General features: G+C 73.5%; 25 protein-coding genes. 13 read left to right on the plus strand and 12 right to left on the minus strand.

The window, feature by feature from the left end:
- Positions 1-518: 518 nt before the first annotated feature.
- On the minus strand, positions 519-1532 hold the full coding sequence (gene ligD, locus ABD901_RS09095; RefSeq protein ID WP_345123265.1) for a non-homologous end-joining DNA ligase: 1014 nt from the start codon (positions 1530-1532) through the stop codon (positions 519-521).
- Between the two features lie 407 nt (positions 1533-1939).
- Here ligD and msrB point away from each other — a divergent pair, with 407 nt between their 5' ends.
- Entirely contained in the window at positions 1940-2347 is a 408-nt protein-coding gene (gene msrB, locus ABD901_RS09100) for a peptide-methionine (R)-S-oxide reductase MsrB (RefSeq protein ID WP_345123268.1), read from the plus strand.
- Positions 2348-2495: 148 nt separating this feature from the next.
- On the opposite strand, the gene ABD901_RS09105 is transcribed toward msrB, so the two are convergent.
- The 3 genes from ABD901_RS09105 to ABD901_RS09115 form a co-directional block, all read right to left on the minus strand.
- Entirely contained in the window at positions 2496-2927 is a 432-nt protein-coding gene (locus ABD901_RS09105; protein WP_345123270.1) for a GNAT family N-acetyltransferase, read from the minus strand.
- A 129-nt stretch (positions 2928-3056) separates the two neighbouring features.
- Complete coding sequence (locus ABD901_RS09110) at positions 3057-4415, minus strand: FAD-dependent oxidoreductase (RefSeq protein ID WP_345123272.1); 1359 nt, start codon at positions 4413-4415, stop codon at positions 3057-3059.
- Between the two features lie 13 nt (positions 4416-4428).
- Positions 4429-5067, minus strand: a complete 639-nt coding sequence (locus ABD901_RS09115) for a hypothetical protein (protein WP_345123274.1) — start codon at positions 5065-5067, stop codon at positions 4429-4431.
- Between the two features lie 27 nt (positions 5068-5094).
- On the opposite strand from ABD901_RS09115, the gene ABD901_RS09120 reads away from it, so the two are divergent.
- The gene (locus ABD901_RS09120; protein WP_345123275.1) at positions 5095-5460 is read left to right on the plus strand and encodes a hypothetical protein; all 366 of its coding nucleotides are present in this window, start codon (positions 5095-5097) and stop codon (positions 5458-5460) included.
- A gap of 43 nt (positions 5461-5503) precedes the next feature.
- On the opposite strand, the gene ABD901_RS09125 is transcribed toward ABD901_RS09120, so the two are convergent.
- Genes ABD901_RS09125 through ABD901_RS09135 form a run of 3 tightly spaced genes read right to left on the minus strand, consistent with a single transcriptional unit; the run spans position 5504 to position 8300 of the window.
- Entirely contained in the window at positions 5504-5968 is a 465-nt protein-coding gene (locus ABD901_RS09125) for a GNAT family N-acetyltransferase (protein ID WP_345123276.1), read from the minus strand.
- Between the two features lie 40 nt (positions 5969-6008).
- Positions 6009-7523 carry a deoxyguanosinetriphosphate triphosphohydrolase family protein gene (locus tag ABD901_RS09130; protein WP_345123277.1) on the minus strand — a complete coding sequence of 505 codons (1515 nt, stop codon included), beginning with the start codon at positions 7521-7523 and terminating at the stop codon, positions 6009-6011.
- A 24-nt stretch (positions 7524-7547) separates the two neighbouring features.
- A complete protein-coding gene (locus tag ABD901_RS09135) occupies positions 7548-8300 on the minus strand; it encodes a TetR/AcrR family transcriptional regulator (protein WP_345123278.1) in 753 nt (250 codons plus the stop codon).
- A gap of 68 nt (positions 8301-8368) precedes the next feature.
- On the opposite strand from ABD901_RS09135, the gene ABD901_RS09140 reads away from it, so the two are divergent.
- Together ABD901_RS09140 and ABD901_RS09145 are read left to right on the plus strand one after the other, a co-directional pair.
- Positions 8369-9310, plus strand: coding sequence for an ATP-binding cassette domain-containing protein (locus ABD901_RS09140; RefSeq protein ID WP_345123281.1), 942 nt, complete (start codon positions 8369-8371; stop codon positions 9308-9310).
- Positions 9303-10064, plus strand: coding sequence for an ABC transporter permease (locus ABD901_RS09145; protein ID WP_345123283.1), 762 nt, complete (start codon positions 9303-9305; stop codon positions 10062-10064). Before ABD901_RS09140 ends, ABD901_RS09145 begins: the two co-directional genes overlap by 8 nt.
- Before the next feature lie 24 nt (positions 10065-10088).
- Here ABD901_RS09145 and ABD901_RS09150 read toward each other — a convergent pair whose 3' ends face one another.
- Entirely contained in the window at positions 10089-11453 is a 1365-nt protein-coding gene (locus ABD901_RS09150) for a HEAT repeat domain-containing protein (protein WP_345123285.1), read from the minus strand.
- 363 nt (positions 11454-11816) lie between these two features.
- On the minus strand, positions 11817-12578 hold the full coding sequence (locus tag ABD901_RS09155) for an SDR family NAD(P)-dependent oxidoreductase (protein ID WP_345123288.1): 762 nt from the start codon (positions 12576-12578) through the stop codon (positions 11817-11819).
- 23 nt (positions 12579-12601) lie between these two features.
- On the opposite strand from ABD901_RS09155, the gene hemG reads away from it, so the two are divergent.
- From hemG to ABD901_RS09170, 3 genes are all read left to right on the plus strand, one after another.
- Positions 12602-13954 carry a protoporphyrinogen oxidase gene (gene hemG / locus ABD901_RS09160; protein WP_345123290.1) on the plus strand — a complete coding sequence of 451 codons (1353 nt, stop codon included), beginning with the start codon at positions 12602-12604 and terminating at the stop codon, positions 13952-13954.
- A gap of 61 nt (positions 13955-14015) precedes the next feature.
- A complete protein-coding gene (gene hemQ / locus ABD901_RS09165) occupies positions 14016-14711 on the plus strand; it encodes a hydrogen peroxide-dependent heme synthase (RefSeq protein WP_345123292.1) in 696 nt (231 codons plus the stop codon).
- A 2-nt stretch (positions 14712-14713) separates the two neighbouring features.
- Complete coding sequence (locus ABD901_RS09170) at positions 14714-15070, plus strand: nuclear transport factor 2 family protein (RefSeq protein WP_345123294.1); 357 nt, start codon at positions 14714-14716, stop codon at positions 15068-15070.
- Positions 15071-15076: 6 nt separating this feature from the next.
- Here the strand turns inward: ABD901_RS09170 and ABD901_RS09175 are convergent, their stop codons facing one another.
- Positions 15077-15628: a DUF3000 domain-containing protein gene (locus tag ABD901_RS09175; protein WP_345123297.1), complete on the minus strand. Its 552-nt coding sequence runs from the start codon at positions 15626-15628 to the stop codon at positions 15077-15079.
- A gap of 80 nt (positions 15629-15708) precedes the next feature.
- Between ABD901_RS09175 and hemE the strand changes: the two genes are divergently transcribed.
- Entirely contained in the window at positions 15709-16722 is a 1014-nt protein-coding gene (hemE, locus tag ABD901_RS09180; RefSeq protein WP_345123299.1) for a uroporphyrinogen decarboxylase, read from the plus strand.
- Between the two features lie 69 nt (positions 16723-16791).
- Here hemE and ABD901_RS09185 read toward each other — a convergent pair whose 3' ends face one another.
- A complete protein-coding gene (locus tag ABD901_RS09185) occupies positions 16792-17694 on the minus strand; it encodes a hypothetical protein (RefSeq protein WP_345123301.1) in 903 nt (300 codons plus the stop codon).
- Positions 17695-17897: 203 nt separating this feature from the next.
- Positions 17898-18866 carry a S1C family serine protease gene (locus tag ABD901_RS09190; RefSeq protein WP_345123303.1) on the minus strand — a complete coding sequence of 323 codons (969 nt, stop codon included), beginning with the start codon at positions 18864-18866 and terminating at the stop codon, positions 17898-17900.
- A 494-nt stretch (positions 18867-19360) separates the two neighbouring features.
- On the opposite strand from ABD901_RS09190, the gene ABD901_RS09195 reads away from it, so the two are divergent.
- The 5 genes from ABD901_RS09195 (at position 19361) to ABD901_RS09215 (ending at position 26335) form a co-directional block, all read left to right on the plus strand.
- Positions 19361-20629, plus strand: a complete 1269-nt coding sequence (locus ABD901_RS09195; protein ID WP_345123305.1) for an HRDC domain-containing protein — start codon at positions 19361-19363, stop codon at positions 20627-20629.
- Positions 20630-20766: 137 nt separating this feature from the next.
- Positions 20767-21960, plus strand: a complete 1194-nt coding sequence (locus ABD901_RS09200) for a thiolase family protein (protein ID WP_345123307.1) — start codon at positions 20767-20769, stop codon at positions 21958-21960.
- Positions 21957-24032: a 3-hydroxyacyl-CoA dehydrogenase NAD-binding domain-containing protein gene (locus ABD901_RS09205; RefSeq protein ID WP_345123309.1), complete on the plus strand. Its 2076-nt coding sequence runs from the start codon at positions 21957-21959 to the stop codon at positions 24030-24032. Before ABD901_RS09200 ends, ABD901_RS09205 begins: the two co-directional genes overlap by 4 nt.
- Before the next feature lie 331 nt (positions 24033-24363).
- Entirely contained in the window at positions 24364-25524 is a 1161-nt protein-coding gene (locus ABD901_RS09210) for a peptidoglycan DD-metalloendopeptidase family protein (RefSeq protein ID WP_345123311.1), read from the plus strand.
- 13 nt (positions 25525-25537) lie between these two features.
- Positions 25538-26335 (plus strand): class I SAM-dependent methyltransferase, encoded by a 798-nt coding sequence (locus tag ABD901_RS09215; RefSeq protein ID WP_345123313.1) that lies wholly within the window; start codon positions 25538-25540, stop codon positions 26333-26335.
- The last annotated feature ends 5 nt before the right edge of the window (positions 26336-26340 follow it).

Below are 26340 nucleotides of genomic sequence, written 5' to 3' on the forward strand. Positions count from 1 at the left end.
CCAGGCCACCGCCCTCGGCGGTGGCCCGCCCAGCCCCGCCGCCTCGTCGATCGCCCGCCCAGCCGCCGGCGCCCTCGTCGGGTCACCCGCCCAGCACCGCCGCCTCGTCGATCGCCCGCCCAGCGCCGCCGCCACCCTCGTCGGTCGCCCATCCAACGCCGCCACCTCGGCGATTGCCCGCCCACCCGCCGGCGCCCCCGAACGCACCATCGCCAGCCCCGTCGGTGGTGGCGCGCTCGCTGTGACTGCCCGATCGCGCCATCGCCTGCCCACCAGCCCATGGCCCCCGCAAACGCGCCATCGCCAACCGCGGCAGTGGCCCGCCGCCCGGCAGTGGCCCGCTCGCCGCTCGTGACGGCCCCCAACCCCTGCGAGCGCCGGGTTTTCATGATCGTGGAGAGAAAATGTCGGCCGACGAGCTGCCGGCTGAATAGCCCAGCTGGCCGCCTACGGCATGCGGAAATCGCAAGCTGGTGCCGGGCGCGGCGCCGGGCAAGCTCGTCCGGTGGATCGCTCGGTCAGGCCTCGGGCTTCTTCGCGCGGCTGGGCTGCACGCGCATCGGCTCGCCCTCCATCTTGGGGTACTCGGGCGGGTACGGCATGTCGCCCTCGCCGTTCGCGGCGTCCCGCTCCGACCATTCCAGCAGCTCGCTGATGTCGTGCGCCACGTCGTCGATGCCGGCGTGCGGGTCGCCCTGGGCGGCGATGCGGGCCGGCACGGTGCGCAGATCGAAGTCGTCGGGCTCGACGTCCGGCAGTTCCTCCCACCGCAGCGGCGTCGAGGCCGTGGCCCGGGGGTTGGCCCGCAGCGAGTATGCGCAGGCGATCGTCCGGTCGCGCGCCATCTGGTTGAAGTCCACGAACACCCGCTCGCCGCGCTCCTCCTTCCACCACTTGGTGGTGACGAGGTCCGGCCGCCGCCGCTCGACCTCGCGGGCGAGCGCGATCACGGCCCGCCGCGCCTCGACGAACGTCCACTTCGGCTGGATCCGCACGTACACGTGGACCCCGCGCCCGCCGGATGTCTTCGGCCAGCCGGTGAACCCCAGATCGTCCAGCACGCCCTTCAGCTCGCCGGCCACCACGGCCGCGTCGGCGAAGTCCGTGCCCGGCTGCGGGTCCAGGTCGATCCGCAGCTCATCCGGGTGGTCCACATGATCGCGGCGCACCGGCCACGGGTGGAAGACGATCGTCCCCATCTGCGCCGCCCACGCCACGTGCGCGAGGTCGGCCGGGCACAGCTCATCGGCCTTGCGCCCGCTGGGAAACGCGATCTGCGCGGTCTCGATCCACGGCGGTACCCCCCGATTGGGAACCCGCTTCTGAAAGAACGCCTCGCCCCCGATGCCTTCGGGAAACCGTTGCAGGGTCGTGGGCCGGCTGCCGAGGGCTCGCATGATCCCGTCGCCGACGGCCAGGTAGTACTCGAACACGTCCCGCTTCGTGTATCCCCGCTCGGGAAACACGACCCGCTCCGGGCTGGTGAGCCGTACCGCCCGCCCCGCGACCTCGATCTCCAGCGCATCGGCCATGCAAAGGACCTTACGCCGCCACCCGACCTCCCCGCCGCCACCAACTCCGACAACCCGCGCCGGCGGGAACCATTCACCAACGGGCCCACTCCCAGCCACGCCCGCTGCAAGCCACTTGCATCCTGCGGGCCCCCACTCGCAACAGGCGCCGAACGGAACCGGGGCCGGGACGCAGCAGACGGATTCGGCGGGAACGGCGGTGCGACTGAGGACCGGGACGCGCTGGGCGCGGCGCGGCGCCGGTGGCCAACCGCGTACCACAAATGATTCGGGCAAGTCGGAACAAAAGCCTAAGTCGGAATGAAAGACCCGAGCATGACAAGGGCCGGACCAGGGCCAAGAGACAGTGCGGAGGGCGTTCGAAGGCCGTAATGGTCGCGACGGTGAGCGGCGCCTACCGTGGAGGCATGACCGAGCCACTTGTCCAGCTGCCCACGACCGACGCGGAGTGGCGGGTGCGGCTTTCGCCGGAAGAGTTCCGGGTGCTGCGCCTCGCCGGGACCGAGGCGCCGTGGAGCGGAGAGTACGTCAATACGAAGACAGACGGTGTGTACCGGTGCCGGGCCTGCGGCGAGCAGCTGTTCGAGAGCGGCGCCAAGTTCGACTCGCACTGTGGGTGGCCCTCGTTCGACGATGCCATTCCGGGCACCGTCAAGGAGATCGAGGACCGCTCGCACGGCATGGTGCGCACCGAGATCCGGTGCGCGCGCTGCGACTCGCACCTCGGGCACGTGTTCCGTGGGGAGCGGATGACGGAGAAGAACACGCGGCACTGCGTGAACTCGCTGTCGATCACGCTCGAGCCGAACAAGTAAAGATCCGAAACGGTAGCGAAAGATCGGACCCGGGGCCTGTGACAGGGCCCCGGTGACACATGCGAAGGGGCCGAGGGCGAGGTGCCCGGCCGGCTCCAGATCATGATCCGGTTGCGCAGCGTCCCGGGGCCCGGCCAGGGGCAACCGCCTACGACGCCGGGCGGCGCATCGGGACGTGTTCGACGCCCTCGTCGTCGAAGGCCGGGCCGCTGACCGCGAAACCGAAGCGGGCGTACACGCCGGTGGCGCCCGTTTGCGCATCGAGCACGACCTCGCGACCGGGGCCGATCCGCTCCAGGGCCGCCGACAGGAGCCGGGCGGCGAGGCCCTGGCCGCGGTGCGAGGCGGCGGTGACGACGCGGCCGATGCGGGCGCCGCCGCCGGGCTCGTCGAGGACCCGCAGGTACGCCGCGACAGTGCCGTCCGGCGCGTCCAGCCACAGGTGCAGCGTGCCGGGCTCGGTGTCCCGGCCGTCGAGCTCGGGATACGGGCAGTGCTGCTCGACGACGAACACGTCGCAGCGCAGCTTCAGCAGGCGGTACAGGTCCGCGGCGGACAGGTCGGCAAAAGTTGCGATCACGCCGACGACCTTACGAGCCCAAAGCCCTCACGAGCCCAGAGCCCCTACGAGCCCTTCGCCCTTACGAGCCCGGCGCCCCCACGAGCGCAGAGCCCTTACGAGCCCGGCGCCCCTACGAGCCCGGCTCCCTTACGAGCCCAGAGCCTCGGCGGCCTTGCGGGCCGCGATGAGGATCGGGTCCCAGACCGGGGCGAACGGCGGGGCGTACGACAGGTCGAGCGAGGTCATCTCCTCCACCGTCATGCCGTTCCACAGTGCGACGGCGAGCGCGTCGATGCGCTTCGCGGCGCCCTCCCGGCCGACGATCTGGGCGCCGAGCAGCCTGCCCGAGGTACGTTCGGCGATGATCTTGGTTCTGATCTTGGTCGCGCCTGGGAAGTAGCCGGCGCGGGTTGTGGACTCGGTGACGACGCCGAACGGGGCGAAGCCGGCGGCCTCGGCCTCGGCGGTGCTCAGGCCGGTGCGGGCGACCTCGTGGGCGCACAGCTTCGACACGGCGGTACCGACCACGCCGGGGAACGTGGCGTAGCCGCCGCCGATGTTGATGCCGGCGGCGCGGCCCTGCTTGTTGGCGTGCGTGCCGAGCGCGATCGCGACCGGGCGCTGCGAGACGAGGTGGAACGTCTCGACGCAGTCGCCGGCGGCCCAGATGCCCTCGACCGGCGTGCGCATGCGGCGGTCGACGCGGATGCCGCCGGTGGCGCCGACGGCGATGCCGGCGGCGCGGGCGAGGTCGCTGCCGGGGCGGGTGCCGAGGCCGAGGATGACGACGTCGGCGGGGATCTCGCCGCCGCTGGTGTGCACGGAGGCGACGCGGCCGGCGGCGGCGGTGAAGCCCTGCAGGGTCTCGCCGAGGCGCAGCGTGACGCCCTCGGCGCGCAGCGCGTCGCCGACCAGGGCGCCCATGTCGGGGTCGAGGGTGCGCATGGGCTGTTCGGCGGCGTCGACGAGGGTGACGTCGAGGCCCCGGCGCAGCATCGCCTCCGCCATTTCGAGGCCGATGTACCCGCCGCCGACGACGACCGCGCGGCGCGGTGCGTGGCGCTCGAGGTACCCCAGCAGCCGCATCCCGTCGTCGAGCGTCTGCACGCCGTGGATCCCCAGGGCGAGCGCGCCGGGGACCTCGGGCCGCAGGGGCACCCCGCCCGTGGCGATGACGAGCTGGTCGAAGGGCTCCCGGTACTCCCGGCCGTCGGCGCGCACGAGCACTTCGCGCCGGTCGGTGTCGATCGCCGCGACCTCGCTGCCGAGGCGCAGGTCGATGTGCTGGCGGTCGCGGAACTCGGCCGGGTGCCGGGCGACGAGGTCGTCGGGGTCGCCGACGTCGCCGGCGACGAGGTACGGGATGCCGCAGGCGGAGTACGACACGTGCCGGCCCCGCTCGAAGGCCACGATGGACAGCTCGTCCGGGCCGCGCCGCCTGCGCGCCTGCGAGGCCGCGCTCATTCCCGCGGCGTCGCCGCCGATCACCACCAGCCGCTCGGTCACGGCTCCATTCTTCTCAGTCGTGGCGGCTGGGTGCGGGGATCGGCGCGCCGGTGTCGTCGAAGACGTTGCCGGAGTTCTCGGTGAGCGTGGTGCGGGTCGACAGCAGGATCGGGCAGGCGAACGTCGAGGCGCGCCCGAACCGGTTGCCCACGACGGCGATGCCGGTCATCGGCGGGCCGCCGGCGTGGGACAGGTTGAGCGTGCAGGCGCCGCCGTCGAGCCAGTTGCCCTCGATGCGCAGGTCGCCGCTGGCGGCGCCGCCGGTCTGGCGCACCTGGTAGGCGGCGTTGCCGTGCGCGCCGACGACGAGGACGTTGTGCCGCAGCGTGACGCGCCGCTGCCCGACGGTCTCGACGGCGTCGGTCTCGGTCTCCCCGCCGCCGGGCGCGCCACTGGCAAAGAACGCCGAGTCGTGCACCCACGAGTCCTGCAGCAGCACGTCGGGCCCGGTGGCCTTGACGCCGTTGACGCCGCCGTGGACGTTGACGCGCGTCAGGGACGCGGCGTTGGCCCAGATCCCGTCGAGGCACGGGCCGGTCGCCGCGGGCGCGATCTCGACGTCCTCGATGACGGCGCTGGCCCCGGCGGCGACCTGCACGACGGCGCCGCAGCGGGCAGGCCCGCCCCGGATCACGGCGTTGCGGATGACCACGCGCTTGCCGGTGATCCGGACATAGCCGTGAATGTCGACGTTTTCGACGATTTTCCCGTCGGTACCGTAGGTCTGATCGCCGTTGACGACCGTGAGCCCGACCCCGGCGATCGCGCCGGTGTTCCCGGGCCCGGCCGCCCTCCGGGCCGGGGCGGCCGGCTGGCACCGGCCGGCGCGGAGCGCAGCACGGCGACGCCCGCCGACTCCGACACGACCGGGTCGGGCGAATCGGAAATCTCCGAAACATCCGAAGGTGTCACCGAGTCCGCCGCGCGCGGCACAGCGGCGGGCTGGGTCAAGGGGTACGCCAGGAAGCTCCCCACCGTGATGACCAGAACACCGCCGGTGGCGAGCGCGATCGGCCCCCACCGCATCGTCACGCTCTGTTTCTAGTGGGACGCAAGTGACGACGCAAAGGCGAAGGGCGCTTCGGACGCTAGGTGAGTTCTTTCGACATCTGTACCGACATGGCGGCGTAGCCGAGGCTCTCGTAGAGCGCCTGCGCTCCCGGGTTGTGCCCGAACACGTTGAGCCCGAGCCGGGTCACGCCGCGGGCCCGCACCACCTCCTCGGCGGCGAGCAGCATGGCCCGCGCGTAGCCGCGGCGCCGGTGCGCCGGGTCGACCTCGATGTCATACACCCACGCCTGCGGACGCCGCTCGTCGGGCAGCCCGAGCCAGATGCGCCCGACCACGGCCCCGTCGCCGTCGACCCCGACGAACAGCAGCTGCCCGGGGCTGTCGACCCCGTCGGGCAGGAGCCGCGCGAACAGGTCCTCGACCTGGGCGTGCACGGCCTCCGGGGTGCCGCGCCCGGCCCGCAGCTCGTCCTGCGCGTACTCCCGCTTGAGCGCCGGCAGCAGCGCGTCCAGCTCGGCCTGGCTCATCGGTCGAAGTTGCATCTGGCCTCCAAAAGAAGGTGTCACAGGTCCCAAAAAATCCTCACAGGACAAACGCGTCGGTCCACAGCTGCCGCGACCGGCCGGACAGCGCGTCGAGCAGCCCGACGGCCTGCCCGTCGGTGAGCGCGGCGACGAAGTCGACGATCGCCCGGCCGCGGGCCATGGACGGCACGTCGAGGGTGGCGAGGCCGTAGTCGGCGGCGGTGAGCTGCCCGGTCTCGGCCTCGGCGAGCTCGACGAGGTCGTGCAGGCGCCGCGGCAGCCGCGCCTCCTCGCCGGGGTCGGTGAGCCAGGCGTGCAGCGCCTCGACGAGGCTGGCGATGAGCCGCGCCTGGCCGCGCTGGTGCAGGGCCAGGTCGGGGCGCTCGAGGACGAACCGGTGGTGGATGAACTTGAGGACCTGCACCTCGTGCCACTGCGCCCGGGCGAGCAGCACGTGCCCGGAGCGCACCGGCGGGTCGGCGCGCACGTGGACGGCGTCGATGAGCCGGCGGGTCCAGCGGGCGGAGAAATGGGCGACGGCCTGCTCGGCGTCGATGGAGCCGTCGAACGGCGCGGCGAGCAGCCCGTCGGCGAGCTCGGCCCGCACGTGCTCGACGGCGGCGGCGAACGCGTCGTCGTCGCAGATCCAGCCGTCCTTGCGCCGCAGGGTGCGCCGCAGCTGCTCCACGGAGCGGCCGGGGCGGCGGGCGGCGGCGCGCAGCTCGTCGTCGCCGGCGGCGCGCAGCTGCGCGGCGTCGCGCTGCCAGGCGACGAGCTCGGCGGCGACGGCGCCCTGCTGCAGGACGCCGACGCGGTGGAAGTCCTCGAGGTCGTGGATGGCGTAGGCGATGTCGTCGGCGGTGTCCATGACGGACGCCTCGGCGGTCTGCTGCCAGTCGGCGATGCGCCCGGCGAACGGCGCGCGGGCCTGGCGTACGTCGGCGAGCTCGGTGACGTAGGCGCCGAACTTCGACGAGCCGACGGCCGGGTCGCCGCCGGCGCCGCGCGGGGTCGGGTGCAGGTGCATCGGGTGCGGGTCGGGGTAGGTGCGGCGGGTCCACGGGTACTTCAGCAGCGCCGCCCGCACGGCCGCGGTGAGATCGAGGCCGATGGCGGCGCCGCGCACCTGGGTGCTGGTGACGATGCGGTACGACTGGGCGTTGCCCTCGAACCCGTCGGGCAGCCCGAGCCGCTCGCGGGCGAGGCGGTCCAGGACGTGCTCGCCGAGGTGGCCGAAGGGCGGGTGGCCGAGGTCGTGCGCGAGGGACGCGGCCTCGACGACGTCGGGGTCGCAGCCGCCGAGCTTGTCCAGCATGGCCTGCTGCTCGGGGTCGGCGCAGAGCCGCTCGACGATGCCGCGGGCGACGCTGGCGACCTTGAGGCTGTGGGTGAGCCGGTTGTGTACCAGCAGGCCGGACCCGCCGGGGCTGATCACCTGGGTGACGCCGGCGAGCCGGGCGAAGAACGGCGATGCGACGATGCGGTCGCGGTCGGCCCGGTAGGGGCTGGTCGCGAGGTCGCCGGGTGCGACGCTCGCCCCGCCGAAGAGCCGTTGGCTGCGCTGGTCATCCATCCTCAAGTTGTACCAAGGCGGGGATCAGCGGGTTCTGCGGCTCTGCATGAGTGCTTCGAGGCCGTCGAGGAAGCGTGCGACGCCGAACTCGAAGTCGTCGTCGGGGATCTCCGCGGGGTTGTCCAGGACGCCGGAGTCGATGAGCTCCCCGACGGCCGGGAAGCGCGCCGGGTCGGCGAAGTGCTTGAGCAGCCGGCCGTAGCCCTGCATCGCCTGCTCGGTGCTGACCCCGCCGGCCCGGGCGGCCGCGTCGATGTCGGCGGTGACCAGCGCCCAGTTCCGGGCCAGCCCACTGACGATCATGATCGTGGACAGCCGCTCGTACTGGTGCAGCGTCGTGCCGTGCATGGTCTGCAGGCCGTAGTTCATCCACCCGATCTGGTTCGGCGTCAGCGGCGGGCTGTTGATCGGCACGCGGGCGATCCACGGCTGCTCGCGCAGCAGCCCCAGGTAGCGGCGAGCGAAACCGGTGAGCCCGGCCCGCCAGCCCTCGCCGGGCGGCAGCGGCGGCGGCTGGCCGATCGCGTGGTCGACCATGAGGTCCAGCAGCTCGTCCTTGGCGTTGATGTGCCGGTAGAGCGACATCGTGGCGGCGCCGAGCTCCTTGGCGACGCGGGCCATGGACACCGCGCCGAGCCCTTCGGTCGCCGCGACCTTCACCCCGGCGGCGACGATCCGCTCGAGGGTCAGCCCGGGCCGCGGCCCCTTGCCGGGCCGTTCCCGCACCCCCCAGGCCATCGCCAGGACCGGCGGTATGCCGATTTCACGCTCGCTCATTGACTCGGGATTCTACTTCTGCGTATAACGTACGCATAAGCGTACGCGATACGCAGAAAGGATCACTCATGGACCTCGCGATCGAGGCGAGCGGGCTGCGCAAGTCCTACGGCAGGCTCGAGGTGCTCACCGGCGTGGACCTGCAGGTGCCGGCCGGCTCGGTGTTCTGCCTGCTCGGCCCCAACGGCGCCGGGAAGACCACGACGGTGCGCATCCTCGCCACCCTGACCCGCCCGGACGCCGGCACCGCCCGGGTCGCCGGCCACGACGTGGTCCGCGAGCGGCACCGGGTGCGGGCCGCGATCAGCCTCACCGGCCAGTACGCCGCCGTCGACGAACTGCAGACCGGCGCGGAGAACCTGCGCATGATGGCCCGGCTGTCGGGCCTGTCGCGCCGCGACGCCCGCCGCCGCGCCGCCGAGCTGCTCGAGCGCTTCGACCTGACCGCGGCCGCGGACCGCCACGCCGGCAAGTACTCCGGCGGCATGCGCCGCCGCCTCGACCTCGCCGCCGGCCTGGCGGGCCGGGCGCGGGTCATGTTCCTCGACGAGCCGACCACGGGCCTGGACCTGGCGAGCCGCCAGGCGATGTGGGACGTCGTCGACGGCCTCGTCGGCTCGGGCACCACGGTGTTCCTCACGACGCAGCACCTGGAGGAGGCCGACCGGCTCGCCGCGCGCATCGCGGTCGTCGACCACGGCCGGGTGGTCGCGGAGGGCACCCCGGCCGAGCTCAAGCGCCGCTTCGGCGACCAGCGCCTCGACCTCGACCTCGCCGACCGCCCCGCGTTCGACGCCGCCGCGGCGCACCTCGGCTCGCGGGTGGTCCAGCGCGACGACGCCCGCCTCACGCTGGGCGTCACCACGGACGGCAGCGCCGCCCACGTGCGCTCGGTCCTCGACGAGATCGACCCCGCCGGCACGGCGGTGCGCCGCTTCTCCCTGCACAGCGCCACCCTCGACGACGTCTTCCTGTCCCTCACCTCACGCAAGGAGCTCGCCGGTGTCTAGCTCGGTGCTCACCCACTGGACGGTCCTGGGCGCCCGCTCGCTGCGCCTGGGCCGCCGCAACGTCGAGGCGCTGATCATGTCGGTGATGCTGCCGGTCATGTTGATGGTCGTCTTCGTGTACCTCTTCGGCGGCGCCCTGCAGGTAGGAACCGAGTACGTCACCTACGTGGTACCCGGCGTCATGCTGCTGTGCGTCTCCTTCGGCTCGGCGATGACCGCCGTCGCCGTGGCCAACGACCTGTCCGGCGGCATCGTCGACCGCTTCCGCTCCCTGGACGTCGGCGGCGCCGCGCTACTGTCCGGCCACGTCCTGGCCAGCCTGGCCCGCAACACGGTCTCGAGCGTGCTGGTCCTGACGGTGGCGTTCGCGCTCGGCTTCCGCCCGCACGCCGGCGCCACGCAATGGCTGGCCACCGCCGGCATCCTGCTGCTGGTCATCGCCGCCGTGTCGTGGCTGTCGGCCGCACTCGGCCTCCTGGCGGGCTCGGCCGAGGCGGCGGGCGGCTACACGTTCGTCATCACCTTCCTGCCGTACGCGAGCAGCGCCTTCGTCCCCATCGACACCATGCCCACGTGGCTGCGCGGCTTCGCCGGCAACCAGCCGGTGACCCCGATCGTCGAAAGCCTCCGCGGCCTGCTGCTGGACCAGCCGGTCGGCACCGCCCCCTGGCGCGCCGTCGCCTGGTGCTGCGGCATCATGCTGGCAGCGGCCGCCGCAGCGTCGATCCTGTTCCGCGCCAAGACCCGCGGCTAGTTGTTCAAGCTCGCTGCGCTCGCGTCAGTACGACGGGCGCCAGCGCGGCCAGCCGTGGTCGCCGGCCAGCTGTGACAGGCGTGAACCCAGCATCAGTGTCGTCGCGGGCTCGGCGTTCACCAGGCGGTGGTGGACCTGCTCGGCGATCTCCGGGGCGCGGTACTCGGCGTGCTCGAGCAGCTGCAGCGTCACCGACCACCAGTACCGGTCCTCGTCGGTGGCGTGCGGTGCGCCCTGGCGGAACCAGTCGGCCAGGCCGTCCAGCAGGTCGTCGCCCACGCCGTCGGGGTCGGTCAGGCGCAGCGCGGCGCACACCCGGGCCACGACGTCGTCGTCCCAGCCGGACAGGTGGCCGCGGACCAGGGTGTGCAGCGAGGCGTGGCCGAGGGCGCCGGCGGCGTCGATCTCCAGGGAGAACACGTTGTCGCGGGACAGGCGCTCGTGCAGGACGGGCAGGACGCGGGTGTCGCGGCGGCGGGCCAGGCCCAGCAGGGCCTCGCAGCGGGTGTCGTCGTGCGGGTCGTCGAGGCGGTTGGCGAGGGCGTCGCGGACCACCGGGTCGTCCACTTCGGACAGTTGGGTGCCGAGGGCGAAGCAGGCCCAGTCGCGCACGTCGTCGTCCGGGTCGGCGCTGAGGAAGATCAGGGCGCGCACGGTGTCGGTGGGGTCGGCATCGCCGAGGACGCTGGGGAGGGCCTGGGCGACCGAGCGGCGTACGCCGGCGTCGGGGTGGCGGGACAACGGCAGCAGCAATGGGAGCGCGGCGTCGTCGTAGCACCAGGCGACGGCGTCGGCGAGCTCGGCCGCCGGTGTCGACGGGCTCTCCAGCATGGCGGCGATGGTATGGGCGGTCGGCTCGATGTCGTCACCAAAAACGACGGGCCCACCGAGATCACCAAAAGCGACAGGCGCACCCGAGTCACCGAAAGCGACGGGCCCAACCGTGTCACCGAAAGCGACAGGCCCAACTGCGTCACCGAAAGCGACGGGCCCACCCATGTCACCCGCAGAACCGGCGTCGCCGAAAGGACCGGAGGAACCGGAAGAACCGGAGAAGCCCGATAGACCGGCGTCGCTGGCGAAACCCTGGAAGCCGGGCTCGTCGGAGTACCCGGAAAGGCCCGCGAGGCCGGTGTCGTCGCCGTAGTCGGCAGGCGCGGTGCCGGAGCCGGACAGGGGGTCGTCGTGGCGGCGCGGGCCCAGGTCGGCCAGGTCGGCGATCACCTCGGCCAGGGGGTTCAGGGCGAAGCCGTCGTCCACGGGGTCGCGCGCGGCCGGCACGAACAACTCCGAGGCCCGCGGGAAGAGGCCGGACACGTCGCTCGGGCCGCCGGGGCGCGGGTCCGGCGGCTCGTCGGGCACGGGGCGGGAGGACGCGAGGTCGCTCATCCCCGAGAGTGTGCGCGCCTTCGCGGAGATCTTCCAGGGGGGTTCGCCCCTCAGATGGACATCGCGGCCCGCCCGATCACCCTACTCGCCGACATATCGACGCACACCGGAACAACGAGCGAGTGGTCGCCGGGAAACGCAAGCCGGCACGCAGTGGCGAATTGCATTGGCAGGAAACGTCAGGCGGTACACCCGCTGCCGACGCAAACCGTGGACCCTGCGTCACCGGTGTGCGTCAACAGGTACACCCGCCGCTGACGCCAACCGAGGACTTTTCGTCACCGAGCGCCCCGCCGCAGGTCGGGAGGGGGTGTGGGTGGAGCGGAGCTCCCCCACCGCGAGCGCAGCGAGCAGGAATACAGATCAGGCGCGTGCACGGCTTGACAGGCGCAGTGACTGCCAGGAGCCGTCGGCGGCCCAGCCGCCGTCGACGGAGAGGGCCGCGCCGTTGACGAAGCCGCTGCGCGACGGGTCGGCGAGGAACGCGACGGCCTGTGCGATGTCGCCGGGCTGGGCGAAGCGGGCCATCGGCACGTGGTCGGTGATGTCGGTGTCGCCGTAGGCGCCGGAGGCCTGGGACGCGTCGTCCATCTCGGTCTTGACCCAGCCGGGGCAGACGGCGTTGACGCGCACGCCGCGGCCGCCCCATTCGACGGCGAGGGTGCGGGTCAGGCCGATGAGCCCGTGCTTGCTGGCGTTGTACGCGACCCGGTCGGCGACGCCCATGAGGCCGGCGACGGAGGCGATGTTGACGATGGAGCCGGTGCCGCGGGCCAGCATGCGCCGGCCGAACGCCTGGCAGAGCAGGAACGGGCCGGTGAGGTTGACGTCGATGACCTGGCGCCACTGTGCGGCGGTGGTCTCCTCGGCGGGGGCGATGCCGGCGATGCCGGCGTTGTTGACGAGGACGTCGGCGCGGCCGTAGCGGGCCTCGACCTCGGCGACGAACCGCTGGACGTCGGCCTCGTCGGACACGTCGCCGGCGAACGTGAGCGCGTCGAGGCCGGTAACGGGCTGGCGGTCCATGACGGCCAGGAGGTACCCCTCCCCGGCGAGCACCTCGGCGGTGCGCCGCCCGATGCCCTGCGCCGCCCCGGTGATCACTGCCACTCGCTCGTCACCCATACGCCGACAATAGACTTGGCGGCATGACACAGCGCGTCGTGGTCGTCGGCGGCGGGATCGCCGGGCTGGCCGCGGCGCATCGCCTTCACTCGCTCCGCCCGGACGTCGAGGTGGTCCTGCTCGACCAGCGTGAGCGTCCCGGCGGGAAGCTGGCGACCGGCGTGCTGGCCGGCGGCCCGGTGGAGCGGGGCGCGGAGTCGTTCCTGATGGGTGCGCCGGAGGGCGGTCCGAGCGCCGCGGTGCGCCTGGCCGGGGAGGTCGGGCTCGGGGCGAGCATCGTGCACCCGACGGCGGCGCGTGCGGCGGTCGCGGTGGACGGGGTCCTGCGGGACCTGCCCGCCGGGACCTTGATGGGCATTCCGATCCAAGCCCCGGATTCGGTACTCGATGAGCCCACCCGATCCCCGCTCCTGGCGCCCGGCGCCGACGTGACGGTCGGTGCGCTGGTCCGCCCGCGACGCGGCGACGCGGTCGTCGACCAGGTCGTGGAGCCGCTGCTGGGCGGCGTCTACGCGGGCCGCGCCGACCGGCTGTCGCTGCGGATGGCGCTGCCGGCGCTGGCGAGCGCGGCGGAGGGTTCGCACACGCTGACGGAGGCGCTCCGGGCGGCGGTGGCGGCGTCCCGGCGTACACCTGGGGCCCCGGTCTTCGGCACCGTCGAGGGCGGCATGTCGCGCCTGGTGGACGCGGTCGCGGCGGCGCTGCCGGACGTGCGCTGCGGCGTGACGGTGCGCGCCCTGCGGCGCCACGGTGCGGGGTGGCGGCTGACGCTGGGGTCGACCCGCGACGCGGCGGCGCTCGACGCCGATGCGGTGGTCCTGGCGGTGCCGGCACGGCCCGCGCAGCGCCTCCTGGAGGGGGTCGAGGGAGCCGATCCGGTGCCGCTGGAGTATGCCTCCGTCGCGCTGGTCGCGCTGGCGCTGCCGGCGACGAAGGTGCCGGACCTGTCCGGGTTCCTGGTCCCGGCGACGGAGGGCCTGGCCGTGAAGGCCGTCACGTTCTTCGACCGCAAGTGGGCGCACCTGCGGCGGCCCGGGGTGACGCTGCTGCGGGCGTCGGTCGGGCGGCACGGCGACGAGGCGCAGCTGCAGCGCACCGACGACGCCCTCGTCGGCGTGGTGCGGGCCGAGGTGGCGCGGCTCATCGGCGTGGACGCGCTGCCGGAGGAGCTCGACCGGGGTGTGTACCGGTGGGGTGGTGCGCTGCCGCAGTACACGCCGCATCATGCGGACCGGGTGGCGGCGCTGCGGGCGGCGCTGGCGGCGCATCCGCCGATCGCCGTGGCGGGTGCCGCGTACGACGGTGTCGGCATCCCGGCGTGCATCACCAGCGGCCGGGCCGCCGCCGACACTGTCCTGGCCCGCCTGTCCGCATAGCCCCCGGACGCCATAACCCCGGACGCCGGACCCGGGACGGCGGGCGAGGACAATGGGTCGCATGACGACCACGAACGCGACACGGATCCGCGAGCTGAACGACACCATCCGCTACACGATGTGGTCGGTCTTCCGGCTCGCCGTGCCGTACGGGCCCGACAGCCGCGACGCGACCCAGGCGACCGCGTTCCTCGCCGACCTCGCCGCGAAGGACGTCGTGGTCCGCGGCACCTATGACGTCGCCGGGCTGCGCGCCGACGCCGACCTGATGATCTGGTGGCACGCGCCGAGCGCCGAGGCGCTGCAGGAGGCGTACAACGGCTTCCGCCGCACCAGCGTCGGGCAGCGGATGGCGCCGGTGTGGTCGCAGATGGCGCTGCACCGGCCGGCGGAGTTCAACAAGAGCCACATCCCGGCGTTCCTGGCCGACGAGCACGCCCGGGAGTGGGTGTGCGTGTATCCGTTTGTGCGCTCCTACGAGTGGTACCTGCTGCCCGACGAGGACCGGCGCGCGATGCTGGCCGAGCACGGGCAGATGGCCCGCACGTTCCCGGACGTGCGCGCCAACACGGTGGCCAGCTTCGCGCTGGGCGACTACGAGTGGATGCTGGCGTTCGAGGCCGACGAGCTGCACCGCATCGTGGACCTGATGCGGGAGCTGCGCGCGTCCCGGGCCCGCCGGCACGTGCGCGAGGAGGTGCCGTTCTACACGGGCCGCCGCCGCGAGTTCGCCGACCTGGTGTCGAACCTGCCGTGAGCATGGACCACCGTGAGCACGCCCGGCGGTGGCTGGTGGCGTGGAACGCGCACGACCTCGACGCGATCCTCGACTGCTACGCCGAGGACGTGGACTTCGCGGCGCCGACGGTGGTGCGCCGGTTCGGGCGGCCCGACGGGCGCCTGACCGGCCGGGCCGAGCTGCGGGAGCATTTCGCGAAGGGGCTGGCGATGGCGCCGGGGCTGCGGTTCACGGAGGTGGCGCTGCTGTCCGGGCCCGGCGGCTACGCGCTGCTGTACCGGCGGGAGAACGGCAACCTCGTCACCGACGTGGTCGAGCTCGACGCCGAGGGGCGCGCCACGCGGGTCCGGGCGTACTACGCGGCCGAGCAGCCCTGACCGGTGTCACACGTGCAGGGCGGTGACGCCCGGCGGCGGCAGGCCGGCGGTCGAGGCGAGCAGGGCGCACCAGGCGTGGACGTGGGCCTGCATGTCGTCGTCGGTCGGGGTCCACGAGGCGCGGATCTCGAGGTCGGCGGCGGCGGGCGGGCCGGCGAGGTCGCCGAAGCGGGTCGACATGGTCTGGGTGACGGTGCCGCCGATCGCCGTGTAGGCGGCGTGGTGGCCGTCGAGGGCGTCGACGAGCCAGCTCCAGCCGACGCCGGGCAGCAGCGGGTCGGTGGCCAGCTCGGCCTCCAGCTCCGCGGTCACGTAGGTCACCAGGCGCATCGTGCCGTCCCAGGCGTCGTGCCCGGCGGGGTCGTGCAGCAGGATGAGCCGGCCGGTGGCCACCTCGTCGCCGTGGCGCAGGACGGTGCCGCCGATCGCGTGGGCGAACGGTGCCAGCCGCTGCGGCGCCGGGACCTCCTCGAGCGTGATCTCCGGCCGGGTGGTCACGGCGCGCAGCTCCTGGACCGCCCGGGTGAACGTGGGCGGAGTCGCGGTCGATGGCGCCATAACGGAAGACTAAATCCGAAACGTGCGCATGGGGTGCCGCCGCGCCGCCGGTGCACACCGAGTGAAACGATGGGCTCGCTATGAACGACACGAAGCTTCTGCTGCGCGCTGCCCGCGGCGACGTCCTGCCGCACGCCCCGGTCTGGTTCATGCGCCAGGCGGGCCGTTCCCTGCCCGAGTACCGTGAGCTGCGCGCGGGCGTCGGCATGCTCGAGTCCTGCCGGCGGCCCGACCTCGTCTGCGAGATCACCCTGCAACCGGTGCGCCGTCACCATGTCGACGCCGCGATCCTGTACAGCGACATCGTGGTACCGCTGCAGGCCGCCGGCGTCGACCTGGACATCGTCGCCGGCACGGGCCCCGTCGTCGCCGCCCCCGTGCGGGCGATGGCCGACGTCGAGGCGATCCGGGCGCTGGAGCCCGGCGAGGTCGGGTTCGTCGCCGACGCGATCCGGCTGCTGCTGGCCGAGCTCGGCGCCACGGCGCTCATCGGGTTCGCCGGCGCCCCGTTCACCCTGGCCAGCTACCTCGTCGAGGGCGGGCCGTCGCGGCACCACGCGAAGACGAAGGCGCTGATGTACGGCGCGCCGGACGTGTGGCACGCCCTGTGCGAGCGCCTCGCCGGGATCACCCGCACGTTCCTGCAGGTGCAGGTCGACGCCGGCGTGGACGCGATCCAGCTGTTCGACTCGTGGGCGGGTGCCCTGTCGGAGGCCGACTACCGCCGCTACGTCCTGCCGCACTCGCGGGCGGTCCTCGAAGGGGTCACGGGCGGCGTTCCGAAGATCCATTTCGGCGTCGGTACCGCTGAGCTGCTGCCCGCCATGGCCGAGGCCGGCGCCGACGTCGTCGGCGTCGACTGGCGCACGCCCCTGGACGTGGCCGCGTCGCGGGTGCCGGGGCGGGTCCTGCAGGGCAACCTCGACCCGTGCGTGCTGCTCGCACCGTGGGAGGTCGTCGAGCAGGAGGCGCGCCGCGTCCTCGCGGAGGGTGCGAAGGCGCCCGGCCACATCTTCAACCTCGGCCACGGGGTGATGCCGGAGACCGACCCCGACGTCCTGACCCGCCTGGTCGAGCTCGTCCACACCGCCTGAGCATGCGAAACGGGGCCCGGCGCGATGCCTGGGCCCCGTCGCGGTGCGCGATCAGCGCTCTGTGTCAGCTCACTGGATGAGCAGCTGCGCCTCGGAGCACGGCTTGTCGGCCTCGTTGAGCTTGTTCTGGGTGGTGGTCTTGTCCCCGTTGCTGGCGGCCTGGGAGGCCTCGAGCAGCAGCCGCAGGCAGGTGCCGATGACGTCGCGCTGGCGCTTGGCCTCGGTGCTGTCGGCCTGGGTGCCGCGCAGGTCCTGCTGGGCCTTCGTCAGCTCGTCGGTCTTGGCCTTGAGGTCGGTGCGGGTCTGCTCGAGGTCCTTGTTGGACTTGTCGAGGGCGACCTGGCGCTCGTTCGAGCGCGCCTCCGACGAGTCGAGCTTGTTGGACTTGTCGACCCACAGGCCGACGAACACGCCGGCGGCGATGACCGCGACGGCGAGCAGGCTCGCCAGCAGCGGCACGGCGACGCCGCGCTTCTTCGGCGGCTCCGCCATCGGGTAGCCGACCGGCTGGCCGGGGAAGCCGACGATCGGCGGGGCCGACACCGGGCCGTAGGCGGTCGGCGGGCCCGACATCGGCGGCCCCGACATGGGCGGCGCGGACATCGGCGGGGCCGGCTGCTGCATCGGCGCGGTCGGCGGCGCCGACACCGACGGGTCGAGGCCGTAGGGCGCCTCGCCGTAGGTGGGCAGCTGGGTGGTGCCCTGGTCGTGGACGGGCTGCGGCTGCGGCGGGACCGGCTGGCCGTACTGCGGTGCAGGCTCACCGTAGGCCGGGGCGGGTGCCCCGTAGGCGGGCTGCGCCGGCGGCGCGTAGCCGGGCTGGGCGGGCGGCTGCTCGCCGAACGGCGCGGCCGGGTAGCCGGCGGCGGGGGGCTGGGCGGGCGGCGGCGGGTACGCGCCGGCCGCCGCGTTCGGGTCGGGATAGCCGTATGGGTCGTTCGGGTTGCCCTGGGGGCTGCCGGGGTACGTCATGGTCTCTTCCTCCTGGTGGTCCCGCCGGGCAGCGCCCCGACGGGAGTCGTGCGACCGGCGCGTCCGGGATGTGCGCCGGCGTTGCGGAGCGCCCGGCCGTGGACCGGGAAGGCAGGTGCGCGAACCGTCGGGTCGGGGGCGCTCGTGGCGCTCGCCGGGGATCGCGGGGTCGGCAGGCTTACAGGGTCACCGAGGATGCAGGGTCAACAGACCGTTGGGATGGTGTCGCACACCACAGAGATCGGGATCGCCAGGCCGATGCCCTCGGCCTGCTGGGCCTTGAGGGTGGCCACGCCCACCACCTCCTTCTTCGCGTTGAACACCGGGCCGCCGGAGTTGCCCGGGTTGATGGCCGCGTCGAACTGCATGAGCGACTCGCCGCTGAGGGTGCGGAAGGCGCTCACGACGCCCGTGGTGACGGTGTCCTCCAGGCCGAGCGGGGAGCCGATGACGAGGACCGGCTCGCCGACCTTCGGCGGGCCCGCAGCGGCGGCGAGGCGCGGGAACTCCTCGTCGGTGTGCAGCACCGCCAGGTCCTTGTCGGGGTGCACCTCGACGATCTTGCCCGGGTAGCGCTGGTCGGTGCGCTCGAGGCTGACGTCCTTCTCGCCGCGCTCGTAGGCGTCGGCGACGACGTGGTAGTTGGTGACGAGGTCGGTGCCGCCGCCGGACGGGGCCTTGCCGAGGGCGAAGCCGGTCCCGGTGGCGTACTTCGTCGACACCCGGAACACGCTGGGCCGCACGGTCGCGGAGACCTCGGCGGCGTCGAGGCTGCCACCGGTCTTCTGCTCGAGCTTGTCGGCGCGGTCCTCCAGGGACTTCAGCCGCGACGCGTCGCCGGCCTGCGCGTTCTTCGCCGCGGCGTCGGCCTTGTCGGCGCGCTGCTCCAGGTTGACGATGAACGCCGCCTGCACGCCGACGACGATGAGCAGCAGGATCGCCAGGACGAGGGCGACCGCGCCGAGCGGGCTGCGGCGGGTCGCGACCGGCACCGGCGGCACGCTGTGCGGCGGCGGGGGCGTCACCGGCGCCGACACGGGCCACGAACTGGTCGGCTGGGCCGGCATCGCGGGCTGCTGGCCGGAGACCGGCTGGGCGGGCACCGGCTGGGCCGGCACCGCCTGGGTCGGCACGGAACCGGTGACCGGGGCGAAGGAGCCGGTGGAGGTCATCCGAGGAGGAAGTGGACCGAGTCGTTCCGAGTCGTCGCCGTTGGCCGCCGCGTGACGCGGACGGTCGTGTGCGTCGGAACTGCCGGAAGCCACCGGGTTGGAGGGGTCATACCCGGCCGTCATGCTTCTCGTTTCCTTCCTGTCACGGTTCCACCCGTTTAGCCCGGACACGTGCACCTCGACGGTGGTCGTCCGGCGATACCGCGGTCGGCCCTCACCCTAGACGGCGTGCACAAGCCCCGCGACCTCCGAGGCTGGGTGTGTACACAACCTGACCGGCCGCGCCAGCGCACCGTACCGGCAACCACGCCCATCTGTCCGTCCCCTTTCACAACCCCCGCACAACAGGCCGTCCGGGCGGGCAGGCAAGATCGACGGGGTAGGCGACGGAACCGAGCGGCCAAGGCCGGAAAAGGAGAGACGGAGATCGCAAGAACGCCGACGCGCCGGACCGGCTGCACCAAGGGACCTATGGCGCAACGTACGGTTGTCGCGTGACCGACGAACCCCCCACGCGGCGTCGGGACGAGGAGCCAGACAGTCCGGGTAAACCGGACACACAGAAAGAGCCCGTCCTGCTGACCGCCCCCCGCGACGGGACCCCCGAGCCGATCGCCGACCGGGTCGAGCTGGAGCGCGCCGTCGAACGGTTCGCCCAGGGCACCGGGCCCGTGGCCGTCGACGCCGAGCGGGCGTCCGGCTACCGGTACACGCACCGGGCCTACCTGGTGCAGCTGCGCCGCGCCGGCGCCGGCACCGTGCTCATCGACCCCCTGCCGTTCGGCCAGCTGCCGGAGCTCGACGAGGTCATCTCGCCGGCGGAATGGATCCTGCACGCCGCCAGCCAGGACCTGCCGTGCCTGACCGAGCTCGGGCTGCGGCCCACCCATCTGTTCGACACCGAGCTCGCGGCCCGGCTGTGCGGGTTCGAGCGGGTCGGGCTCGCGGCGCTGACGGAGTCGCTGCTCGGGTACACCCTGGAGAAACACCACTCCGCGGCCGACTGGTCGACGCGTCCGCTGCCCTCGTCCTGGCTGACGTATGCGGCGCTGGACGTCGAGCTGCTGCTGCAGCTGCGCGACACCCTCGCCGAGGAGCTGGCCAAGCAGGGCAAGACGGACTGGGCGGCGCAGGAGTTCGCGGCGCTCGTCGCCTCCGCCGGCGACCCGCCGCGGGTGCGCGCCGACCCGTGGCGGCGCACGTCCGGCATCCACCGGGTGCGCGGCGCCCGCGCCCTGGCCCGCGTCCGGGCGCTGTGGACGGCCCGCGACGAGATCGCCCAGCGCCGCGACGCGAGCCCCGGCCGGGTCCTCGCCGACGCGGCCATCATCGCCGCCGCCGAGGCCGACCCCCGCGACGAGCGCACCCTGCTGGCCCTGGCCGGGTTCGGCGGGCGGTCGGTGCGCCGGCTCGCCCCGACGTGGCTGAGCGCGCTGTCGGACGCCCGGGCGCTCGGCGAGAAGGACCTGCCGACCACTCCGCCGTCGGAGGGCCCGCCCCCGCCGCACCGGTGGGCCGAGCGCGACCCGGTCGCGGCCGCGCGCCTGGCCCGGTGCCGGGAGCTGGTCACCGGCCTCGCCGGCGCGCACCAGCTGCCGCCGGAGAACCTGATAACCCCGGATTCGGTACGCCGCCTGGCCTGGTCCCCGCCCGAGGACCTCGGCGAGGAGTCAGTCGCGGCGGTGCTGGCCGGCTACGGTGCGCGCCCATGGCAGGTCGCCCTGGTGACGCCCGGACTCACGAATGCGCTGAAGATTCCCTGACGACGAGCGTCGGCGCGCTCGCGCACGGCACGCGCGCGCCGACACGCCGATCCGGGATACCGCGTGAAAGGGTTCACAGCCCGGCACGACCTACTGGCGAGTAACATCGTCGGTAACCCGTTGCTAGGAGGACACCCGTGCCCCGTGCAGTCCGCGACGTCGTCTTCGTCGACGGCGTGCGCACCCCGTTCGGCAAGGCCGGTGGGATGTATGCCAACACCCGCGCGGACGACCTCGTCATCCGCTGCATCCGCGAGCTGCTGCGCCGCAACCCGCAGCTGCCGCCGGAGCGCGTCGACGAGGTCGCCATCGCCGCGACCACGCAGACCGGCGACCAGGGCCTGACCATCGGGCGCACCGCCGCCCTGCTGGCCGGGCTGCCCAAGACCGTGCCCGGTTACGCGATCGACCGGATGTGCGCGGGCGCGCTGACCGCGGTGACCACCGTCGCCGGCGGCATCGCGTTCGGCGCCTACGACGTGGCCATCGCCGGCGGCGTCGAGCACATGGGCCGCCACCCGATGGGCGAGGGCGTCGACCCCAACCCGCGCATCCTCGCCGAGAAGCTCGTCGACCCCTCCGCGCTCGTCATGGGCTCCACCGCGGAGAACCTGCACGACCGCCTGCCCGCCGTCACCAAGGAGCGCGCCGACCGGTTCGGCTACGCCTCGCAGGTCCGCACCGCCGCCGCGTACGCCGCCGGCAAGCTGCAGCCCGACCTCGTCAGCGTCGCCACCCGCGACCCCGAGGCCGGCTGGGGCCTGGCCACCGTCGACGAGGCGCCCCGCCAGACCAGCCTCGAGAAGCTCGCCACGCTCAAGACGCCGTTCCGCCCGCACGGCCGGGTCACCGCCGGCAACGCCGCCGGGCTCAACGACGGCGCCACCGCCTCGATCATCGCCGCCGAGGACGTCGCCCGCGAGCTCGGCCTGCCGGTCGGCATGCGCCTCGTCTCCTACGGCTTCGTCGGCGTCGAGCCCGAGGTCATGGGCTTCGGCCCCGTCCCGGCCACCGAGAAGGCGCTGCGCCTGGCCGGGCTCACCATCGACGACATCGGCCTGTTCGAGCTCAACGAGGCCTTCGCCGTGCAGGTCCTGGCGTTCCTCGACCACTTCGGCATCGCCGACGACGACCCGCGGGTCAACCCGTGGGGCGGTGCGATCGCCGTCGGGCACCCCCTCGCCTCCTCCGGCGTGCGGCTCATGACGCAGCTGTCGCGGCAGTTCGCCGAGCGGCCCGACGTGCGCTACGGCCTGACGGCCATGTGCGTCGGCATCGGCATGGGCGCGTCGGTCATCTGGGAGAACCCGAACTGGGAGGGCGGCAAGTGAGCACGGTTCTGTCGAACCCGAACGAGGTCGTGACGAAGGCGCTGCTGCGCTTCGTGACCCTGCCCAGCCGCGAGCGGGCCGCACTCATCACGCTGGACAACGGCTTCGACCACACCAAGCCCAACTCGTTCGGCCCCGGCGGCCTGGCCAGCCTCGAGGCGGCCATCGACGAGGCCGTCGCCGCGGCGCCGAAGTTCATCGCCCTGACCGGCAAGCCCTACATCTTCTGCGTCGGCGCCGACATCACCGGCATGCCGCTGCTCACCGACCGGGCGCAGGCCGTCGAGCTCGGCCGCTACGGCCACCGGGTCTTCAAGAAGTTCCGGGACTCGCCGGTACCCACCTTCGCCTTCGTCAACGGCGCCGCCATGGGCGGCGGCCTCGAGGTCGCGCTGCACTGCCACTACCGCACCGTGTCCTCCGGCGCCGCCGCGCTCGCCCTGCCCGAGGTCGCCATCGGCCTCGTGCCCGGCTGGGGCGGCACCCAGCTGCTGCCCAACCTCATCGGCATCGCCCCGGCCGCACAGGTCATCCTGCAGAACCCCCTCACCCAGAAGCAGCTCAAGCCGGCGCAGGCGCACGAGCTCGGCATCGCCGACGCGATCTTCGAGCCGGCCGACTACCTGGAGCGCTCCCTGGCGTGGGCCGAGGGCGTCGTCGACGGCGAGATCACCGTGACCCGGCCCGAGGTCGACCGGGACATGTGGGACGGCGTGCTGTACTTCGCCAAAAGCCAGCTCGACGAGCGCCTCCACGGCGCCGTCAACAGCGCGAACAAAGCCCTCGAGCTGCTGGCGCTGGCCAAGGACGCCTCGTTCGAGGACGGCACCGCCGCCGAGGACGAGGCCCTCGCCGACCTCATCATGGGCGACCAGGCCCGCGCCAGCCTTTACGCGTTCGACCTGGTGCAGCGGCGGGCGAAGCGCCCCGCCGGCGCGCCCAACGCGGCCCTGGCCCGCGACGTGAACAAGGTCGGCATCGTCGGCGCCGGGCTCATGGCCTCGCAGCTGGCGCTGCTGTTCGTGCGCCGCCTCGAGGTGCCGGTCGTGCTCACCGACCTCGACCAGGAGCGCGTGGACAAGGGCGTCGGCTACGTCCACGCCGAGATCGACAAGCTCGTGTCCAAGGGCCGCCTCGACGCGGGGAAGGCGGCGAAGTACCGCGGCCTCGTCGGCGGCTCCGTCGACAAGGCCGCGTTCGCCGACGCCGACCTCGTCCTCGAGGCCGTCTTCGAGGACCTCAAGGTCAAGAAGCAGGTGTGGGCCGAGGTCGAGTCGATCGTGCGCGACGACTGCGTCCTGGCCACCAACACCTCGTCGCTGTCGGTCGGCGAGCAGGCCGCCGACCTCGCCCACCCCGAGCGGGTCGTCGGGCTGCACTTCTTCAACCCGGTCGCGATGATGCCGCTGCTGGAGATCGTGCGCGCCGAGCACACCGACGACGCCACCCTCGCCACCGCCTTCGCCGTCGGCAAGGCGCTGAAGAAGTCCTCGGTGCTGGTGAAGGACGCACCGGCGTTCGTCGTCAACCGGCTGCTGACCCGCTTCCTCGGCGTCGTCACCGCCGCCGTCGACGAGGGCACCCCGATCGGCGTCGCCGACTCCGCCCTCGACCCGCTCGGCCTGCCGATGCGCCCGATGGCGCTGCTCAGCATGGTCGGCCCCGCCGTCGCGCACCACGTGGCCGAGACGCTGCACCACGCGTTCCCGGACCGCTTCGGCGTCTCGGCCAACCTCGGCCGCGTCGTCGGCGCCGGCAAGCGCGGCTTCACCGACGCCGAGGGCAACCCCGACCCCGAGGTGCTCGCCCTGCTCGAGGTCGGCGACAACCCGTCGACCGCCGAGCAGCTGCGCACCCAGGCCACCGACGCCCTGGCCCGCGAGATCCGGCTCATGCTCGACGAGGGCGTCGTCGCCGACGCCCGCGACATCGACCTGTGCATGATCCTCGGCGCCGGCTGGCCGTTCCACCTGGGCGGCGTCACCCCGTACCTGGACCGCGAGGGCATCTCCGAGCGGGTCACCGGGGCGCGCTTCCTGCCCGACGGCGCCGCAAACGCCCCGCGCGGCTGACGACGCGGCTCGGCGCGCCCGACGCCCCCGGGCCGACGGCGCGCCCGACGCCCCCGGGCCGACGGCGCGCCCGACGCCCCCGGGCCGACGGCGCGCCGGGCGCCCACGCGCCCGACGCCCTCGTCAGGGCCGAGGGCGCGCCGAGCACCTCAGCGCCCTTTTCAGGGCCAAACACCCAACCCACTCCGCAGGGCCAAATGGGCGTCAAACACCCCGAAAGAGTGACAACAGGCTGATTTCCCGGATCACGGACCCCGGCGGCGCCTAGCGTTGCCGGGGTTCGCGGTCCCCCCGGGCCGAGCCCACCAATCACTCGTACCGGGGGTCCACCATGCGCAAAACGCTCTTCGTCGTCGCCGGTTTTCTGGCCGCATTGGTACCCCCGGTCAGCGCACACGCCGCCGCCACCGCCACGGTCGTGTCGCCCGGGCGCCCGCTGAACGTGCGGGCCGGCGCCGCCGCGTGGACCACGTCGCTGCGCACCCTGCCCGACGGCGCCGCCGTCACCATCGAGTGCCAGGTCAAGGGCCAGCTCATCGACCAGGGCCCGGTCCGCGTCACCGACCGCTGGGACCGGCTCGGCGACGGGACCTACGTGAGCGATGCGTGGGTGCGGCGGGCTCAGGGGGTACCGCTGCCGCAATGTGCACCGGCGACGGCCCAGGCGGCCCACGCGACCCCGGCCACCGCGGGCGCCGTGGCGTCCGGCTCGATCCCGCTGAAGACCCGCGGCGGCCCCGGCCGCACCGGCGCCCTCCTCGGTGCCCTGCCCAACGGCACGGCGCTGTCGATCACGTGCCAGCAGCGCGGCGAGCGGATCGCCGGCACGATGCGCACCACCGACCAGTGGGACCGCCTCGACAGCGGCGCCTTCGTCTCCGACGCCTACGTCAACCGCGGCGCCACCCCGCCCGCCTGCGCCACCACCCCCGCACCGCCAGGGGCACCGGCCGCCACTTCCGCCGCGCCCGCGGCGCCGGCCGCCGCCACCTCCGCCCCGCCCGCAGCGCCGGCCGCCGCGCCCGGCACCGAGGCCGGCCGCTGGGTGAGCCCGCTGCCCGGCTTCCGCGCCCGCCCCGGCTTCCGCACCGCCACCAACCCCAACCACGTCGGCGTCGACATCATGAGCTTCGTCGGCACCCCGATCCGCGCCGCCGCGGCGGGCACCGTCGTCGAGGTCGTGTGCAACATCGAGGCCGGGCACAGCTGCGACCAGACCGGCAGCGCCTCGGTCGGCGGCTGCGGCTGGTACGTGAAGATCCAGCACGCCGGCGGCATCTCCACCATGTACTGCCACATGGTCCGCCGCGGCACCGTCCAGCCCGGCCAGTCCGTCGCCGCGGGCCAGATCATCGGCTACGTCGGCAGCTCCGGCAACTCCTCCGCGCCGCACCTGCACTTCGAGGTCCACGTGAACACCCCGCCGACCACACCGGGCAACGCCATCGACCCACTGCCGTTCATGCGGGCACACGGCGCCCCGATCGGTTGACGACAATCGACGCGTGGATCACGAGTCGAACGAGATCGTCGAGTACTACACGACCCGATACCGCGAGGACGAACGGCTCACCCGCCGGCCGCAGGCCCGGCTGGAGCGGGAGCGGACGATCGAGCTGCTGCAGGAGCTGCTCCCGCCGCCGGGCGCCCGGATCCTCGACGTCGGCGGCGGCCCCGGCGACTACGCCCGCGAGCTGGCCGGCGCCGGCTACCGGGTGCGGCTCCTCGACCTGGTGCCGGCCCACGTCGTCCAGGCCCGCGCCGGGCAGCCCGCCGTCGAGGCCGAGGTCGCCGACGCCCGCGCCCTGCCCGACGCCGACGGCGTCCACGACGCGACGCTGCTGCTCGGCCCGCTGTACCACCTGGTGCACCGCGACGACCGCATCAAGGCCCTCGCCGAGGCGGCCCGGGTCACCCGCCCCGGCGGCCGGGTCATCGCCGCGGCGATCTCCCGCTTCGCCGGCCCGCTCGACTTCGCCGCCACCGGCCGCCTCGACCAGCGGATGACCGACGAGGCGCGAACCCTGCTCACCGACGGCCGCAACGACCCGCGCATCGGCTTCACCCACGCGTACTTCCACCGCGCCGACGAGCTCGCCGGCGAGTGCGCCGCCGCCGGCCTGCGCGACGTCACCGTGCACGGCGTCGAGGGTCCGGCCTGGACCGCAGCGGAGGCCGCCGCGAACGGTCCCCTGGCGGACACCGTCTACGCCGGCGCGCTGCAGCTCGCCCGCGTCTACAGCGCCGAACCCGCACTGATCGCCGCGAGCGCACACCTGCTCGCCACGGGGCTGGTGGTGTAACCCCA

It is taken from the genome of Dactylosporangium darangshiense, from assembly GCF_039537565.1.
Lineage (GTDB): Bacteria > Actinomycetota > Actinomycetes > Mycobacteriales > Micromonosporaceae > Dactylosporangium > Dactylosporangium darangshiense.